General features: G+C 34.9%; 15 protein-coding genes and 1 tRNA gene. 12 read left to right on the forward strand and 4 right to left on the reverse strand.

Annotated elements, in window-relative coordinates; all coding sequences use genetic code 11:
* Positions 1-86 precede the first annotated feature (86 nt).
* Positions 87-569: a CcdC family protein gene (locus V1499_RS09885; protein ID WP_409275839.1), complete on the forward strand. Its 483-nt coding sequence runs from the start codon at positions 87-89 to the stop codon at positions 567-569.
* Between the two features lie 65 nt (positions 570-634).
* On the opposite strand, the gene V1499_RS09890 is transcribed toward V1499_RS09885, so the two are convergent.
* Positions 635-1060, reverse strand: a complete 426-nt coding sequence (locus V1499_RS09890) for a DUF2621 domain-containing protein (protein WP_409275841.1) — start codon at positions 1058-1060, stop codon at positions 635-637.
* A 373-nt stretch (positions 1061-1433) separates the two neighbouring features.
* Here V1499_RS09890 and V1499_RS09895 point away from each other — a divergent pair, with 373 nt between their 5' ends.
* The 7 genes from V1499_RS09895 to V1499_RS09925 all read left to right on the forward strand — a co-directional run bounded on the left by V1499_RS09895 (position 1434) and on the right by V1499_RS09925 (position 8316).
* Positions 1434-3275, forward strand: a complete 1842-nt coding sequence (locus V1499_RS09895) for a P-loop NTPase fold protein (RefSeq protein ID WP_409275843.1) — start codon at positions 1434-1436, stop codon at positions 3273-3275.
* Positions 3276-3283: 8 nt separating this feature from the next.
* Entirely contained in the window at positions 3284-4090 is an 807-nt protein-coding gene (gene qatB / locus V1499_RS09900; RefSeq protein WP_409275845.1) for a Qat anti-phage system associated protein QatB, read from the forward strand.
* Entirely contained in the window at positions 4087-5400 is a 1314-nt protein-coding gene (gene qatC, locus V1499_RS09905; protein ID WP_409275847.1) for a Qat anti-phage system QueC-like protein QatC, read from the forward strand. The genes qatB and qatC overlap by 4 nt, the downstream gene beginning before the upstream one ends.
* On the forward strand, positions 5381-6115 hold the full coding sequence (gene qatD / locus V1499_RS09910) for a Qat anti-phage system TatD family nuclease QatD (RefSeq protein ID WP_409275849.1): 735 nt from the start codon (positions 5381-5383) through the stop codon (positions 6113-6115). Before qatC ends, qatD begins: the two co-directional genes overlap by 20 nt.
* A 183-nt stretch (positions 6116-6298) precedes the next feature.
* Positions 6299-7003: an aspartate/glutamate racemase family protein gene (locus V1499_RS09915; protein ID WP_409275851.1), complete on the forward strand. Its 705-nt coding sequence runs from the start codon at positions 6299-6301 to the stop codon at positions 7001-7003.
* Between the two features lie 115 nt (positions 7004-7118).
* Positions 7119-8015 carry a LysR family transcriptional regulator gene (locus V1499_RS09920; RefSeq protein WP_409275853.1) on the forward strand — a complete coding sequence of 299 codons (897 nt, stop codon included), beginning with the start codon at positions 7119-7121 and terminating at the stop codon, positions 8013-8015.
* Between the two features lie 204 nt (positions 8016-8219).
* Positions 8220-8316 (forward strand) — tRNA-Sec (locus V1499_RS09925).
* 116 nt (positions 8317-8432) lie between these two features.
* Here the strand turns inward: V1499_RS09925 and V1499_RS09930 are convergent.
* A complete protein-coding gene (locus V1499_RS09930) occupies positions 8433-9050 on the reverse strand; it encodes a site-specific integrase (protein WP_409275855.1) in 618 nt (205 codons plus the stop codon).
* Positions 9051-9318: 268 nt separating this feature from the next.
* Here V1499_RS09930 and V1499_RS09935 point away from each other — a divergent pair, with 268 nt between their 5' ends.
* From V1499_RS09935 to V1499_RS09945, 3 genes are all read left to right on the forward strand, one after another.
* Entirely contained in the window at positions 9319-10947 is a 1629-nt protein-coding gene (locus tag V1499_RS09935) for an RNA-directed DNA polymerase (protein ID WP_409275857.1), read from the forward strand.
* A 1493-nt stretch (positions 10948-12440) separates the two neighbouring features.
* Positions 12441-13079 (forward strand): hypothetical protein, encoded by a 639-nt coding sequence (locus tag V1499_RS09940; protein ID WP_409275859.1) that lies wholly within the window; start codon positions 12441-12443, stop codon positions 13077-13079.
* 228 nt (positions 13080-13307) lie between these two features.
* Positions 13308-14285: a hypothetical protein gene (locus tag V1499_RS09945; RefSeq protein ID WP_409275861.1), complete on the forward strand. Its 978-nt coding sequence runs from the start codon at positions 13308-13310 to the stop codon at positions 14283-14285.
* A 629-nt stretch (positions 14286-14914) separates the two neighbouring features.
* Here the strand turns inward: V1499_RS09945 and V1499_RS09950 are convergent.
* Positions 14915-15613: a hypothetical protein gene (locus V1499_RS09950; protein WP_409275863.1), complete on the reverse strand. Its 699-nt coding sequence runs from the start codon at positions 15611-15613 to the stop codon at positions 14915-14917.
* Between the two features lie 331 nt (positions 15614-15944).
* Complete coding sequence (locus V1499_RS09955; protein WP_409275865.1) at positions 15945-16640, reverse strand: hypothetical protein; 696 nt, start codon at positions 16638-16640, stop codon at positions 15945-15947.
* A gap of 736 nt (positions 16641-17376) precedes the next feature.
* Between V1499_RS09955 and ftsZ the strand changes: the two genes are divergently transcribed.
* Positions 17377-18639, forward strand: coding sequence for a cell division protein FtsZ (gene ftsZ, locus V1499_RS09960; RefSeq protein WP_409275867.1), 1263 nt, complete (start codon positions 17377-17379; stop codon positions 18637-18639).
* The last annotated feature ends 10 nt before the right edge of the window (positions 18640-18649 follow it).

Consider the following 18649-nt stretch of genomic DNA (forward strand, 5'->3'; position numbering starts at 1 on the left):
ATTGCTTCCGTGGAGCGGATGTGAAGTCCCTTTAATTTTTTAGTATACTAATAGTGTTAATCATACAAGAATGGGATGAAGCCTCAGTGAATCTAGTTCTCGTTTCTTCAATCGGCGCGATTGGCATGGCAATGCTCGCGATGTTCGTCCGAATGAAGGCTGCCAAAAAGCCCGCTTCCATCAAGAAAATTATCCTGCCCCCGGTATTCATGAGCAGTGGGGCGCTAATGTATATCGTACCGCAATTCAGGCTGACTCCACTTGAGATCGCCGAAGCAGTCATTGTAGGAATGCTGTTCTCGATTCTATTGATCAAAACATCGGCGTTCGAAATTAAAGGAAACGACATTTATTTAAAACGTTCCAAAGCGTTTTTCATTATCCTCGTTGGCCTTTTGGTTGTCAGAATCATTTTAAAGGCGATTTTGAGCACGACAATTGATTACGGGGAAGTGTCAGGGATGTTCTTCCTGCTGGCATTTTCGATGATTGTCCCGTGGCGGATTGCCATGTACAGGGATTTTAAGAAACTGCAAATCAAACTGAAGAATAGCAAACAGCCGGCTTAAGTGAGCCGGCTGTTTTTTTCTGCATGAATAAGGGAATAGAAAAAACCGCTCAGGCTGGCGGCTCTTTAAAATAAATGCTCATACGGCGTCATATCAATCTGCTTTTCTCTTAGATGCTTTCTTAGGAACTTATGGTCACGCTTCGGCGTGGCGAGGATATAGCCCCTGATCACCAGTTCCTGATCGATCCGATTCACCTTTTCAGTCAACGCCAATTCGCCAATCTTGCCGGCAATCTTGTGCCGCGCAACGTCGCGAAACAGTTCGGGAACAGGCGTCACCAATTCCTCGAGGAAATGCTTCTGCTCCTCGGGCCACAGGTGGCGCGACTCATTCACATAGTATTCTTCCCAATCCATGATGGACTTCCCATCTTCCTTGGGCAACTTTTTCAAAAACTTGCGGAACATAAAATAACCGCCAATCGCAAACAACCCAATCAGCGTTAATCCCCAGAAAAATATAAACCACTGGGCCCAAATGTTTTCCATACCCCTCACCTACAGAACATATTTATCCACTCTTAACGGGGAAGAAAAGACCCCGCTGCGTAAATAGTTATCCTTTATCTCCCTCTATTATAGGGTTAATCAGCAAAATATGACAAGACTTAGACATTTTAAGCGTTTTGTTAGATAAAACAAAACGATTTTAGTAGGAATAACTTTTCTTTTTGAAGGAAAATACTTCCTATTTGTCGAAATTAATCAAATAGATGAAAATAATAAATTATAAATAAAGATATGTATAGTTAATAAAAATGAAGTTCCACTTTTATTAATTAACTAAGAGGAGGGTTTTAGGGAATATTGGATTTATAATAAAATTTTACATAAATCACCTTTATAGGAAGTGAACTTTTTTATGTGGAAAGATAGTGAAACGGAATTAGATTACTTAGATTTTGACCATATAATAGGCTTAATTGAAGGACTCATTTCAGATGAATCTCTTTTACCTTCAAGTATAGGCGTATATGGTGACTGGGGTAGTGGTAAATCTAGCTTAATTCGAATGAGTATGAAAAAAGCGGAAGAAGTAGATGGGACAGTTTGTTTAATTTTTAATGGTTGGTTATTTGAGGGCTATGAAGATGCAAAAACGGCCTTAATGGGAACTATCTTAGATACCATTCGAGAAAATCAACCCCTTACTGATAAAGCTAAAAAGTGTATTAGTGGGTTATATAAAAGTATAGACAAATTTAAACTCGTAAAGAGTGGTATTAAATATACGGGAGATATTCTTTTTACTGGAGGAGTAGGGACAATAATTGATTTGACTGTCAAAAATGTTTTAGCAAATACTAAAGAAAAAGCACCTAGTTTGTTTGAAGAATTTTCTGGAATGGATTTAGAAAAGATAGTGTCTTCAATCAAGGATGAACTTGATAATAAAGAAATTCGGCAAGATATTAAAGTCTTTCAAAAGAACTTTGCTGAGTTATTGGAAGAAACCAAAATAAACCGGCTAGTAGTATTTATAGATGAATTAGACCGATGTAGTCCAGATACTATATTGGACACTTTAGAGGCTTTAAGGCTCTTTTTATTTACAGGTAGAACTGTATTTATTATAGGAGCTGATGAACGACACATTTCTTATGCTGTCCAAAAGAACTTTGATGAGATTGAAGGGCAACAGATCAACATAGGCAAGGAATATTTAGAGAAAATAATACAATATCCTATAAGAATTCCAAGAATGAGTGATAGAGAGATGGAATTTTATATCAATTGTTTACTCTTTGAAAAAGAATTAACAAAAGATGAATTCGAACAAGTAATTCGACTTTTACAAGATAAAAAGAGTGAAAACTTCTTGGAGTTTGAGTTGACATACGAATTAATAAGCGAAAAATATCCAGAAATAGCTGAAAAACTCAAAGATAGCTTAGTTGTTGCAAGACAATTATCAGATGTATTGGCCCAAGGATTAAATGGAAATCCAAGACATTGTAAACGCTTTCTAAACTCTTTGGTAATGCGTGAAAAGATGTCAAAGAACAAAAACATGAATTTAGATAGAAAAGTATTAGCAAAAATAATGTTATTGGAGTACTTTAAGCCCTCATTATTTAAAAAACTTGCTGAACTACAAAGTTTAGAAAATGGGAAGCCTAATGATTTAAAGTTACTAGAGCTTAAGGAATTAGGAGATGATAGTCCATTAAAAGTATGGAAAGACGATATTTGGGTTCAAAGATGGTGTGAGCTTAATCCATCTCTAAAAGATGTAGATTTAAGAGCGTATTTTTATTTTTCTAGAGATTCTTTACCTGAAAAAATTAATACAATAAGTAAGAAATTGAGTCCTATAGCACAAGATATTTATCAGAAATTGATTAGTAGGTCGGATGTTCAGAGAAATGCAGCTATTGAACATGCCATAGAATTAAATGATTATGAAGCAACTGAAATTGCACAAAGAATCTTTACTCTTATGATTAGTGAAACTAATATTGATAAAAATCTATTAAAGTCGTACTTAGAATTTTGCAACTTAAGAGACATATTGCATACACAAGTGCTAAATGAACTTGAGTCTTTACCTGGACAAAAGATTTTACTTGCGTTAGTACCTAGTATCTGTAGGTTTATAAAGATTACAAAGCAACAAAGTGCATTTCATTCAATTATACAAAAGTGGGTTGAAGATAATCCTACAATTCAAACAGCAATTGAGGTAGGGTTACGAGAGGAGTGAGGGAATAAATGGGAACCTCTAGTATTTATAATGGTCCTAAAGATAAAAATCCTTTATTACCTGAAGGATTTGAAGATGAATATAATCAGAATAAGCAAGAGAATAATGATGATTATCAAGAACCATCAGAACCATCATTGGATTTTCCATGGCAAGCTACAAAAAAATCAATGTCACAATTCATAAATGGACGATCACAAAATAGAGGAAGAATTGCTAAAAACTATGTAAGGGCTCTTGGTGGTGCAACTAATGCAGCTAAAAGTGCAAAAGCTGCCAAAAGTTCAACCATTCAATTAGGTAGATTTCTATCAGACATAATAACTGAGGGTATTGAAAAGACTCTCAATAGCTTAGAAATTGAATTTCGTGGAAAGAGTGTTGAGTCCTTATTTTCTGAACTTGTCAATGTGGTTGCGGGCAATTCGAATTCTAAAGAGGATATTGCCGCAAAAAATGCCTCAATGGAAGCTCTCTCGGAACTTTATGAATTTCTTGTGGAGAATGAAATGGATATACGACTATTAGAAAAAATAGATGAAAATCTTTTTAATAAAGTGATGAAGACTTTTGTCAATAGTTATTTAAAAGAGAGATTATTAAAAGATTTACAGAGTAGATTTGAGAAATATGCGGATGATCTTTCTATTGCTGTCGCAAAAGAGAATGAGGTGAAAGAATACATTTTTGAGTCAGTAGCGGTGAAATTAGATGAAGTTCGTTTTAATAGTTTGGATTATAGAAATAAAAACATTGATCAGATTGTTGAAGGTATCTTTAGGGATTGTTATGAAGTATTGGAGGCCTATATATGAGTAAAATTAACATAGTTGCCAAGATTGACAAAGAAGATGATTTTTCTGTTGATAGCACAGATATGCACTATAATCTTTATGATAATAACATATTTACTTATACATTTTGGAATAACAACTATTGTAACTTTCCAAATTTTTTCTCTGCAAGTGCCTTAGACTTATTTTACATCTCATTGATTATCTATGGCCTAGACAGAATTATACCAAGAGAAAAAGGTGACGATTGTTGGTCTAGGGATTTAAAAGTTTATTTACCGGTTCTTGATATTGAAAAATGGAATGAAAATAAAAACCATTTAGAAGAAATGTTAAATTTCCTGAGTGGGGACACTTGGGAATTTGAATTTAGAAAAAGAGAGTTTACAGCATTGGAACTAAAAGTGAAGAACAAAATGGAAAGCTCTACCACTGAAAAATTAGACATAAGAATAATTTGTATGTTTTCAGGGGGATTAGACTCTTTTATTGGTGCTATTGACTTACTCGAGCAGATACAGCCATCTGACATCTTATTTGTAAGTCATTATGGAGGAGGTAAGGGAGTAATTGAATATCAAAAAGCGCTATCAAAGAACTTAATTTCTGAATATAATTTAAGTCCTGAAAATTTTAAATCATTTTATGCAAGTGCTAAGCATGGTGTTGAAGATACTACTAGAACACGGTCATTTATGTTCTTTGCACATGCAATTGTTTTAGCTTCTACTATGAATAAGAATATTAAATTAGTAATACCCGAAAATGGTTTGATTTCTCTAAATATACCTTTGACCAATTCTAGATTAGGAAGTAGCAGTACTAGAACCACTCATCCCTATTATATTAAACTTTTAAAACAATTAATTAATAACCTTAATATAGAAGTTGATATAGAGAACCCATATCAATTTACAACAAAAGGCGAGATGATTCTTGAATGTCTTAATTTGGAATTTTTGAAGGAAAACATTAATAATACGATGTCATGTTCACATCCAGATCAAGGAAGAATGAAAGGTGATACGGTCACATCCCATTGTGGATATTGCTTACCTTGTGTAATTAGAAGGGCTTCGATTCTAAAAGCAACAATTACAGATACCAGCATTTATAGAGATTTAGATTTTTCTAGTGGACCAACCGCTAAAACTAACCTTATGTCGTACAAAATTGGAGTGCAAAAGTTTAATGAAAAATTATCCTTTTTAAAAATCCAAAATTCAGGGCCAATTACTTCCAACATAGAAGACTTTATAGGTGTATATAATAGAGGGATGAATGAACTCACAAATTTATTGGGGGAATTTAATGAATCAGTTTTATCATGATAGTCATGTTCATCTCGACCTTTATACAAATACGATTGAAATTATACGTGAAATTGAAATTAATAAATCATACACAATAGCTGTTACAAACTTGCCAGTTCTGTATGAGAAAGCAATTAAAATATACCCCAATAGCAAATATGTTAGATTTGCAGCAGGTCTTCACCCAGAATTAGTTGGCAAGTTCCCTGAACAAATTCCTAAATTGTATGAATCGATTAAAGAAAGTAGATATATAGGGGAAATCGGTTTAGACTTTTCAAATGAAAATATTATTTATAAGGAATTACAATTGGAAGTTTTTAAACAGACAATGGATATTTGCAATAGTATTGGTAATAAAATAGTTAATATTCATTCAAGAGGAGCCACTAGCAAAGTTATAGAAATAGTTGGCTCAGAGTTTAATGGGCAAGTTATTTTACACTGGTTCAGCGGAAGCATAGAAGATTTAAAAAAAGCAATCCATAATGGATATTTTTTATCAGTGAATATGAATATGTTAAAAACGGTAAGCGGACAAAAAATAGTTAATAATATCCCATTAGATAGAATTCTTATAGAAAGTGATGGTCCGTTTACTAAACCATTTAAAGATAATTACAACGTTTCTTCTATAAAAGAGACTATTTATTTGCTTTCCAAAGTTAAGTCGGTAAATTTAGAAGAATTAAATACTAAATTAAAGAATAATTTTAAAAACCTTCTCAAATAAAGCATTTCAAAATTATAATTCTGGATTCCAATTTAAGAAATCGTTATAAAAAAAGAGGTTATCGATATATAGTTTCTATTAATGTATAGAATACTTCTATAATTCACCACCTAGTATAAAAATTATAATATAGTAAAGCGTTTCAAACTTTATACTAAAATATAATTTAGAGTGGTGAAGTAAATGCAGAAAGTGGTTGGAATTATTGGGGGAATGGGTCCATTAGCAACTGTTGACCTTATGAGTAAAATTATTTTCTATACACCTGCCAAGAAGGATCAGGATCATATTCATATTATCGTGGACAATTATTCGCAAATACCGGATCGGACGACAGCTATTTTAGGAAAAGGTACAGACCCGACTCCTTTTATGATCCAATCAGCACGATTGCTAGAAAATGCCGGTGCCGATTTCCTGGTCATGGCTTGCAACACGGCTCACTTTTACTTTAATGCAGTAAGCAATTCTGTTAGCATCCCGATTCTAAACATGCCTTTAGAAACAGCTCGCTTTTTACATGGAAATAAGTTGAGAAGAGCTGGTTTGTTGGCTACTGATGGAACCATAAATACAAAGCTTTATCAACATAGTTGTGAAACTTATGATATTCATGTCATTGAACCTGATTTACAAATGCAGAAAGAGGTAATGGAAGGAATCTATGCGATAAAAGCCGGAAATTTAGATGAAGGATTTTTACATCTTTCTGAAGCTGCCGATAAGCTGAGAGAAAGTGGAGCTGAGGCCATTATTGCTGGTTGCACCGAAATACCGCTTGTATTGAAGTCATCCGAACAAATGAACATCATTGATCCAACAGAAATTTTAGCCAAAAGAGTGATTGAAACTGCGACTGAAACAGCTAAAGAATTAGTAGAGGTATAATGTGAAAGTAGAGAGCGTTAGGAGGCCGCATCCTTACTTTATGAAGGTGGTTTAAATACATCAATTGTACATGGTATAGTAATGATAATAGAGCAAAAGTAAGGAGCATGTACATATGAACATTGAAAATATTGAAGCTTTTATCTACGTTTGCCAACTAGGAAGTTTCAATAAAGCGGCCGAAGCTCTTTATTTAACCCAACCATCCGTAACAGCACGGATTCAATCACTCGAACGTGAAATTAACATAAAACTTTTTCACCGGAACGGAAATAAGATTTCCTTGACTGAAAAAGGAGAGTATTTTTTCCCGCATGCACAAAAAATCCTGCAATCTTATCAAGAAGCAAGGTATGGTTTGCAACAGGTCGCAATCCCATACGATTTGGTAATAGGGAGTGCTCTATCAATATCGAATAATATTCTTCCTGAAATTTTACCTGGTTTCAAATCGACATTTCAGGATGTCAAAATAAAAATTGTGACAGGCCATTCGAAAGATATCTTACAGAAGGTTATCAATAAGGAAGTTGACTTTGGCATAGTCCGGACAGAAACACATCCCCAAATAGAATCAATTCGTCTTTACAACGATCCCATCGGTCTTTTTGTTCCCCGAAATCATATTCTTTTAAAAGAAGAAAAAGTAACAATCGAACATGTAAGTAAACAACCCCTTATCTTTTTTGATTACGGATCAATGGATTGGCTCATGATTAATCGACTTTTTTCAAGTAACAATGTGGCCCCTAATATTTCTTTAGAAGTAGATAATATGGCAACAACGAAAAACTTAGTCCTCCAGGGGATGGGTATTAGTTTTTTGCCTGAACATTGTGTCAAACAAGAAGTAGAAAATGGAGAATTGGTTCGAGTGGAAATGACTCCTCCAGTGAAAATTGATATTAGTATCGATTTAATCTATTTAAAAGGAAAACCAAAATCTGTTTTTATTAATTTTATAAAAGATAAAATGTGTAAAGTAAATACCCAACACGCAAACACTGTTTAAGCTCCATGTTTTGGCTCCTGTTGGAGTCCTTACAGCTTTCCTAATTCCAATAAGACTACTGAAGCTGCTTTACTTCAGTGGTCTTTTTTTACTTGATAATTATACAGAGATAGTTCATAATGAAATTCGTTGACATATAAGTGGGACTGCACGAAAAACCGAGTGGGTACCGCTTGAAAACATTGATATTAACGCTTTTTTCACGGGGCTGAATGGGGTACTGGTGTCCTCCACGGTCTTCAAAACCGCTTGTGACCTGCGTGCCAGGTCAGGTGGGTTCGATTCCCACACAGTCCCGCCAATCCAGTAGTATCAAGGCTTTTAGCTATCATACATAGAGCAGGAGACCGAGCGCAATCGGTCTTTTTTTATTGAGTGGTGCCCAAAATGGTGCCATTTGTATTTTTGGTGCCCAAATTACCTAAGCAACCCAATTAAATGGTCGACTGCAATCCCTTCAATTGAATCTGTCAGGTGAGAATAGAGATCCATGGTCACGTTAATTTTGGAGTGGCCTAAACGGGCACTGACAATCTTCGGGTGAACATTCTCTTTTAGCAAGATCGTTGCATGTGAGTGCCTTAAATCATGGAACCGAATGTCTGGAAGGTTTGCTGCCTTTAAGCACCTTTTTAACGCTCTTGTAATTTCAGTTGGAGCCATGGTGTTTCCTTTTGTATTGCAAAAGACTAAGTGATGGGGGTTAAATGAATCTCCTAGGATTTCTTCTCGATGGTCGTTTTCAGCCTGCAGTTTTTGTAGAAGCTTAAATAATTCCACTGTTAGTCTAATACCTCTGGTTTTTTCGTTTTTTGGAATTCGATTAAAAAAATATTTCCCGTTCGCTTCTGTAATGGTTTGACGAATGTAAACCTTACCTGTTGTAAAATCAACATTTCCCCAAGAGAGTCCAATTAACTCACTCTTTCGCATGCCGGTATGGGCAGCTGCATAGATGACTGGAAAGTATACTGGAGTTTTTTCCTTTGCAACTTTTAACAATGCATTGAGCTGTACTATACTAAGAGTTTTCATTTCTCGCTTAACCGGTTTTGGGGCTAAGCTCCTTTAGTCGCATTTTTGCTAATAAATTCCCAATCAATTGCATCTTTTAGCTCCTTTGACAGAACGCGATGATGGTGAGTGACAGTTTGAGGATAAGAAATCTACTCAAGTCCCTTAAAATCAATATGCAAAAGAGTGGTTTTACGGTGAACATTCTTATATCGTTACAACTCAGACTTTAAGAGTGCATTAAATAGCTCCGGTGGGCAGTATGCATAAGTATATGAGGTTTTCCGAAGTGGAGTTGGAAGGGTTTTCGGAGATGAATTTGAATGGTAATATATTACTAGAAGACAGAAAGACGGTGAATAGAATGAAACTAAAAAAGGAATCAATAAAATGGGCAATAGAACATATTTACAATGATAGTGATACTGATTTATTTCCAAAACCAGAAGAAATAGTCATAATATACAAAGATAAAGAGAATATTTCGAATAAATTAGCAGATCTCGACTTAAGTAATTATATATGGAAACCTTATCGACGTTTTATCATCCCAAAAACAGAACTATCTTATAGAGTCGCTACTCAGTTAGACCCTTTAGATAGTATATTATTAGCCGCGATAATATATGAGTTTGGGCAAAAGATTGAAAACAAAAGGGTACCTGTATCAGAAGAAAAGGTTTTTAACTACAGATTTAATCCAAGTAATGATGGATACTTTTATAGTAGCTATAAATCTTGGGATAGGTTTTGGGAAACTTGTTTAAATAAGTCAAAAAAGTATAAATTTGCAGTTTATGTTGATATTGCTGACTTTTATAACCAAATCTATCATCATGTTATTGAAAACCAACTAATTAATTGTGAATTTCCAAATGCAGTGAAAAATTCAATAATGAATCTCCTTGAATCAGTTACTCAAGGCGTATCAAGAGGAATCCCCATAGGACCACATTCTGTACACTTACTTGCTGAAATGTCATTAATACCTGTAGACAATAGTTTATTGACGAGAGGAATTGATTTTTGTCGTTATTCTGATGATATTGTATTGTTTTGTGATGATGAAATAGAGGCTCAAAAATTAGTTTATGAAATAGCAACAGTACTAGATAAACAACAGAGATTAATGCTGCAAAACAAAAAAACAAAAATTTATGCAACGGCAGATTTTATAGATGTATGCGAAAATAATATAAAAGATAATCCCATTGATGAGTTAGAAGAAGAAATGATCGGTATACTTAGAAATTATACAACTGGGGGGTATGCGCTTTATTTAGTAAAAAAAATTCCTCCAGAAAAAATGTCGGTGTTCTCTGAGGAAAATATTAAAAAGTTATTAGATAAATATTTGGAACAAGCTGAACCTGATTTTTCTAGAATTAGATGGTTTTTTAGAAGACTTTCAATACTAGGAACTCCAAATGCAATCAATTATGTTTCAAGAAATATAAATAATCTTTTTCCGGCAATTAGTGACATTTGCAGATATTTTATTTCGGTTGCTAAAAAACAGGATACATCAATGCATGATGTAGGAGAAGATCTTATTAATCTACTAGATAATGACCTCATCGAAATAAATGAGTTTTTTTTAATCTCAATATTAAGCTTATTTTCAGGAACAATACATTTTAATCATATTGAAAAAATTATTAATTTATATAGAAACTCATCTGACATCGTAAGAAGAAAAGTCATATTATCTGCATATGAGGCTAATAAGTCCGACTGGATAAGGGAACTTAAAGAAGATTACCCAAGGTTAGACGTTTGGAGTAAAAGAGCACTATTAATTGCAGCAAGTAGGTTACCTTTAGATGAAAAGAAATTCTATTTAAATGGAATTAAAGGTAAATTATTAAAGAGTGATATACTTGATAATATTTTGATTGATTGGGCAAAAAAGTCTTAGTTATTTGCCGAGTAATGTTTTACAAGAGTTAACACCGGTTTATATAAAAACTGCGGAGACATAAAAATAAACAGCTACTTGGGGTCTAACATCAACTGGCTGTTTATTTTTTTCTTTTACATATAATAGGTTAAAAATCACTAAAGTGCTTATTGAATTTTTATTAAGGGAGGAATTTTGATCAATGTCAGATGATAAAGGAATAGCGAAAAAGATAGTATCAAAAGGGTATTTTGCAGATCAGATACCAGGAGAATTTAAATCTACTTCTTTAGGTGAAAATATAAGCAAACTTGATTTATAACAAAATCAAGACTATCAAAAGATGGTTTAAACAAATGGTGTAAACTAATAGATTTTTCAATACCAAAAACGGAAAACTTCCGAAGAATTTTATCGGTTCCACACCCGCTACACTTATATATTATTAGCGAGATTAATAGAAGAAAATTGGGAAGATTTAGAGGCACATTTTTTAAAGTCACAGTTTCTTTAACTACTTCACAAATTTATGAAGATAAGATAGAACCAAAATATAAAATGTCTGAGAAGATAAATAGAAGAATATATAATCTTGTATTAAAAAGATATATTTTACAAGCCGATATCACCAGGTAGGACACATCATTCTTGATTAAATACTAAGGATTGTAGTCGATGAGATTCTACTGAGCTTATAGTTTGTAAGTACCCATTGTCTTTAATTATAATGCTGTCTTTTTACATGAAGAAACTTTTGGAGAACAGGTGCATCATTTAGTTCGTGAAAACTAAAAGTATAATCCATAATGTACTTTTGGTGCCATGCATGGTGCCAAAATTTTGAAAATTTGAAATCACATAGAAACATCAGAAAGCAGGAAACCTTGATTTATCAGTATTTCTGAGTACATCAAGGTACTTGAAAAACAGATGCTGCGCAAACTTCAAAACTGCTTGTGACCTGCGTGCCAGGTCAGGTGGGTTCGATTCCCACACAGTCCCGCCAACTATACATAAATCTGAGGATTAAGCCGTACGGTGTGTTTTTCACGCGTTCGGTTTTTTTGCGTTTTTATGGTAGACCGAGGGAGACCAAGGGCTTAGAACGTGAGTGGCTCTCGCTTTAGATTGTACACATCTACTTCGGGTTCTCACAATTTAGTCCGAGTAAAGGAGTGCATTAATTGCCAAGTAAATTAAATGGAAGAAAGTAAGAAAATACAATGCAGGTAGGTCGTCAAGCAAATGCAAAATGCTAACCTAGAGACCGAAAGCGGGATAGTCGAGACCCTAGAGCGTAGCGAGGGAAGCGGCTCGGCCCAGCCCACGGAAAGCGTCCGCTTTGAGTGGAAATCTAGACGCACTGTCATTTCGATGTACAAAAATTGGACAATCAGCCTTGCACAGGTTGTGACATAATTTCCCTAATAATGCAGGGATTTTGCTTTTTTTGTCTAATTAGTTAATATGTATAAATTGTATCGAATACAAAGTATTAGGTTGTGTATTTATTGAAAAAACAAGGGACAGGCATGGTACCTAAAAAAGCGATACAACCTTTAGTGGATGTAATTAAGCGAGCTCAAAAAGAAACATGGGAAGCTAGGAAAAAGGGGGAAATCACACAAGAACATAAAATAACTTCTAGTCTAGCGACAAATATTAGAAGAGAGTGTAGAGACGTATTTAAACGACTTAACCTTAATATAGAAGTCTTATGTCACAATGTCCACGATAAAGGTCCAGGTGTAGAAGAATCCATTTCTGGGGCAGATATAGGAATCACCCTACGAGTAAATAAAAATGAAAATATTGAAAAAGTCGGCAAAGTTAAGACCGTATTAATACAATCAAAATTGCCTAAAAATACAAAAATGGACATTCTGGAAAATGAAATAGCACATATGGTAGGTGTATCGGGTGCGGGCATGAATGGTTCATTTGTTGCAGTTTATAATAATAATCAAACAAAGGTCTCTACTATTTTGGACATTGAAAATGCCAATTACAATGCGAATATTGCTAAAGTGGGATCGTTAAAAATATTTTTTAAGAAATTTTTTAGTTGCCATTATGGAAAAAGAGGGTTAGATTCCACAGATTTACGATTTAAACCGAAGTTTTATCTAGAGTTCATTGTTAACAAATAATATTTATAGAATTTAACAAAAAATTAGGCTTACCAATAGTTGAACCATGCCTCACAAAGTCATTCACACCCAATGAGATAAAGAGATTGCTTTCTGCCATTTTAAAAGGGCATACAACGAATTTAACGACAAAGTGATTATTTATGGATTGTTAGATACAAAGGAAAGTAAAATCTATTTATTAACTTTGATGGAGATTTTTCATAGTTGGCTATAAGGAGAATATTTTTGAAATATTTTTATGTCTCGAAAGTGCATGGCTTGGAATTAAATAGGACTTTAAATAAAGGTATTCAGGTGGTAGATAATTTACGCTTATCAACCAGTAGAAAAAGAATTGAAGAAAAAGCAGATGATTTCTTTATTGAGTTGGTAGGAATGTTAGAATATGATAGTTTGCTTTATGGTCCATATCTTTATGCAGAAGGGGAATATAATTTAGATGGAGAAAAAAATAGAGAAGACAGACTAGAGTTATTGAATTATTTTATGAGGTTAAGTCAAACTTTGCCTAATGCCTTATGGACTATTAAAGATAATAGTGTAAAAACTGAGTTAGGATTTTTATATATTTACGACAAAGACAAGGATTTACATTTGGAACAAGCTTCGGTCTCTTCGAATACCAGGGCTTCATATTTTTTAAATTCACATGGGGAAAATGTAGATACTAATTTTACTTTTGATGAAGTCTCCGAATGCTTAAAGCGCTATACTCTAATATTTGACCAAAATACCGCAGAGTTAGAAGACATGGAAACAGCTGGAATTGTAACTACTAAAGCAAATCGTATTGAAAGGTTTATGTATTTTCTTCAGTCTGCAAGAACGCAGTCCTTTTTACCTAATAGAATATCTTCTTATTGTACTGCATTAGAAACCCTTTTCTCTACAGATAACCAAGAAATTAGTCATAAAATGTCTGAGAGAATAGCAAGGATTATAGGTAAAGATTTTCCTTCTCGCGAGAAGATATTTAAATTCATGAAAACCGCCTACTCAGTTAGATCCTCTAATGTGCATGGGGATAAGTTACACAAAAAGTATAGAAGTGTAGAGAAGCAGTCACAAATCTCATCAGAATTGGATGAATATGTTAGACAATTGTATAACTTTGTTACGAGTGATGATGAAATTGGACCAATATACTTAAGAGATAACCAGGATGAATTAATTCAATATTTCAATAAACTAACGCTTGCTTAATTAGAAACTGCTTTTCACTCTGCTTATAAATCCTATTCATTTAAAAAATGAGGTGGAATAATGGCTGGTACTCGTTTGACAGATATTGCAGGGGTTGAACCAAACATCGATTAGGAATTGTTCAATCAAAGTTTAAACAAAATATAAACGATGTAATAGAAATTAAATGGGAGTATATATTGGGGAATGATGGAATTAGAGATGACTTTTTCTTGTTAATCCATACTGGTAAAGAGGATAAAAAGGAGAAATATTTTTGACTGCGACTGATATTGCTAACTTTCATGAAGAAAATGGGCTTTATAAAATTAAAAATTTGAACACTAGCAAATAAAAGTATACATCTAATAAGCAGATTCTTGACACTATAGAAGAGAATATAGAAAAACTAACATTTTATAACAATCGTAAGTTTGCTCATCAATACTTAACTGGTACTCTAGGAGATTTGAATAATATTAACAACCGATATAATCTTTATTTCACAGTCACTGATGATGATGAAACAGTGTTGGACGGCAGTTACAGAATAATGGTTTAAAGGCTCAAGGGCTTATTGAAAAGTAATTTCTCTGTAAAAAGAAACCTCAATTGCATTAAAAACTTAATGTAATAGAGGTATATATCTTTCATTTTGTTAACCGGTATACGTTATGGGCAAATTCTAGTGGATTGTTATCGTTAATTATAGTGCTTGAATGTTCACGAATACGCAAAAAACCTACTTGCTCATTGGATTCTTTTATTAAAATACCAATGTCGCAAAATGGGCTAACAGATTGGTTAACTAGTGAGATATCCTCTACGAATGCTGCACAGTTTTTAAGTGTTGTTACAAAATTTTGCTCGTGGTTTATTTTAGACTGGTAGCTATTAACAATAGAGACTTGATCTTCGCTGTGTCCAAAAGAAAAAAACTTATTTTTTCCACTTAATCCTCGTCTGCCCAAAATGCAATGGAGAGTCTCAATATGCATATCTGGATGACCTTGATCGTTAGCGTATGTAAACAAATAAGCAATCTGAGTGTTATCCAATAGATGGTCATTCGCATTAGTAGTATTCAAATGACCATTACCATTTAACATATCGATAAACATTCGGTCAATATCATCTACTCCAACAATTAATCTAGAACTAGTTATTTCATTAAAATTATCGATAAATGCAGCAGAGCCAGCACCTGCCACCCAGCCTCCATTGAACATGGCAAGTTTGACAGCATTATCGTTGTAATAAGATGGTTCGGTTTCTGGTAAGTAAGTAATTCTTGTATCTGCACCTAAAATTGCATATTCGTCTCTTACTATTCCAAATATTATGGTCACGTTTTTCTCCTTTTCCTTAATAGTGGTAAGTTATTTTAAAAAATTAACACTTTTCCCTAATGATATTTTAGCAAAAACTGGTCAGGGAATAAATTCAATTTCAGGCGGATTCTTAAACCAGGGGAGCAATTTCGAGTATATGGTTTTGAGCAGTTATATAGCGGCCAGTACAATGTCGGCGACGGCCTATGGATTACCAAGTTGGATGGCCATGTTTTGTATGTGATTCCGTCAAAGCAGTTACTGAAACCGGTCAGAGAATATTATAAACAATTATAAACCCTTCCCATGAGGGAGGGGCTTTTTTATTTTTATTGAATAGTCAATTTTATTAATCCTGATTAGATAATTCTTTTCTAATGTTTTCTTTAACTGTTTTCATATAATCTTGTAATTCATATTTAAGTTGCTTATCAAAATCAATATCATGGTCTGTAATAATCCCTGTTTCAGCATATGATCCATATGCGGTAATTAAAAAAATCATATTGCGGAGCAGAAGTGAAATCGTTTCTGATAATTCCTCGGGCAGATAAATGTCTACCCCGTAGTAGTAATCATGTGCATCAGTAATTAATTTTCTTGTCATTTCATAAGTGTAAAGAGAAAGTATCCTTTGTAAGATGAAAGAAATGGGAACGTCATGTCCCTGCCAACGTTCGTAGACTTTTGATAGGAATTCATTTGGAATATTTCTATCCTTCAGAAACAAATCAATTGATTTTATGTTTTCAAGTCGGGGTAAGGTTGTATTAATTTCATAAATTGATAAAGTGTCATAAGCCTTTTTTATAATTTTATATAATTCTGGATAAATCTCGTGTTTACGCGAAGAGAATAAATTAAAGTTCTGAATTTTTTTTTCATATTCATATTGCCTTTGTTCAGCAGTAATATTGATCTGCTCTTTAAACAATTCAAGTTTTTTAGTGAAAAAATTATTAACTCCAGCTTGTGATAAGTATTGGAATAAGGAAACTACCAAGGTACTTGTTAAAAAGGATACAAAAAAACTAGAAAAATTCATTTTATTATTTTGCCCCCTATCCTAAAATATTTGACGAAATTCTACCTTTAATTTTAATCATTTTTCATAATAATTCCATATAATAAAAAAGTCTGCCTGAGCAGTCTTCAAAGCTTTTCCAATCGTCAAGAGTGTAGCGGTATCAATTTCTCTAACGATGTATGTGTGTAAAACTCCTAATAGGTCAGGAAGCTTGGCGATGCTATGGACTTACGGCTTCATCCTCCTTTAATTTTGAGAGGGCTAATTGCTGTCTTTGCACCCGGAAACAATCTTGTCGAAAGCAAAAATTTCCTAACAGTTCTTTGCCATGAAGTCTTTGATTCCCTTCCTCTAAAGTCCTTCCAATCCCATTAGACAACTCTTAGGGTATGTTTACTTCAAATCCATTAGGAATGAGTAGGTCCACCTTTTTCGAATCCTTAAAGGTCGACAATCGCATAGTGATGAATATCACACGATAAAGTTAAATACAATGGTCTTCCTTAAAAATTCATTCCCTCGGTCTGGATATATGAATCGCCTTAATCCTTCTTTTAATATATTCTGTTTCTCCATTAATTCCACTCCTCCCGATTCGCCTGTCTACCCCCACGAAGAATGACACTTTATTCCTGTAAAATTACAGTCTTTTAACAAATCGCAGAAAAAGACAGAATTTCCAAGTTGGTGTCGAATTTTGTTGGTATAGAGAAAAATAGGGGTCAACATTTAAAGCTAATTGGAGGGGCTATATTTGCTAGAATTTGAAACTTATATCGATCAAGTTGCCACTATAAAAGTAATTGGGGTTGGCGGCGGCGGAAATAATGCCGTGAACCGGATGATTGAGGACGGTGTGCAGGGAGTGGAGTTCATTGCCGTGAATACAGATGCGCAGGCGCTCAAGATGTCAAGAGCGGAGGTAACCATGCAAATCGGTGGTTCGCTGACCAGAGGCTTGGGGGCGGGTGCCAATCCTGAAATCGGCAGAAATGCTGTCGAAGAAAGTAGGCAGCAGATCAAGGATGCCCTCGAAGGTGCGGACATGGTGTTCGTAACAGCCGGAATGGGCGGCGGAACCGGGACCGGGGCTGCACCGGAGATTGCACAAATCGCGCGCGAACTTGGTGCACTTACAATTGGAGTGGTGACTCGTCCGTTCGCTTTTGAAGGCCGTAAGCGAGCACAAAATGCGGCAACCGGAATTGAAGAGATGAAGAAAGCGGTTAATACCTTGATCATTATTCCAAACGAGCGATTACTGGAAATCGTCGATAAGAGAACGCCGATGATTGAAGCCTTCCGTGAGGCGGACAATGTCCTCAGGCAGGGTGTCCAGGGCATTTCCGATTTGATCGCCGTCCCAGGGATGATTAACCTCGACTTTGCTGATGTGAAAACGATCATGTCCCACAATGGAACGGCGCTTATGGGTATCGGAGTAGCTTCAGGCGAAAACCGTGCTGCAGAAGCTGCCAAAAAGGCCATCTCCTCGCCACTGCTTGAAACAAGCATCAATGGCGCAAAAGGAGTATTGATGAACATCACAGGCGGCATGAACCTCAGTTTATTTGAGGTCCAAGAAGCGGCAGATATTGTGGCGTCTTCAACAGATGACGAGCTTAACATGATTTTTGGATCGGTGATTAATGAAAATCTGGAAAAAGAAATCATGGTGACCGTGATTGCGACCGGCTTCGATCATGATGATGAGGAGGAAGATCCGCCGTCGAACAGATCGCGCCGTCCTGCAGATATGATTGCTAATTCCCGTGAGCATTACCATGCTCAGTCGAAACGACGAGAACCTGTTTCCCATGCAGAATGGGGGAATTACGGCCATACGCAAAACTATAGCCAGTCCGACAGCTACGGCCAATCAGGAAACTACAGCCAATCCGGCAATCACAGCCAGCCGCCACCCTACGAAGAGCATGTCAATTACGAACAGGATACTCAGCAGAAAGACGACTTTGATATTCCAATGTTCTTTCGGAATCGAAACAGAAGGCGGTAACCCAAACAAA

This window comes from Neobacillus oceani, assembly GCF_046237595.1.
GTDB lineage: Bacteria > Bacillota > Bacilli > Bacillales > Cytobacillaceae > Bacillus_D > Bacillus_D oceani.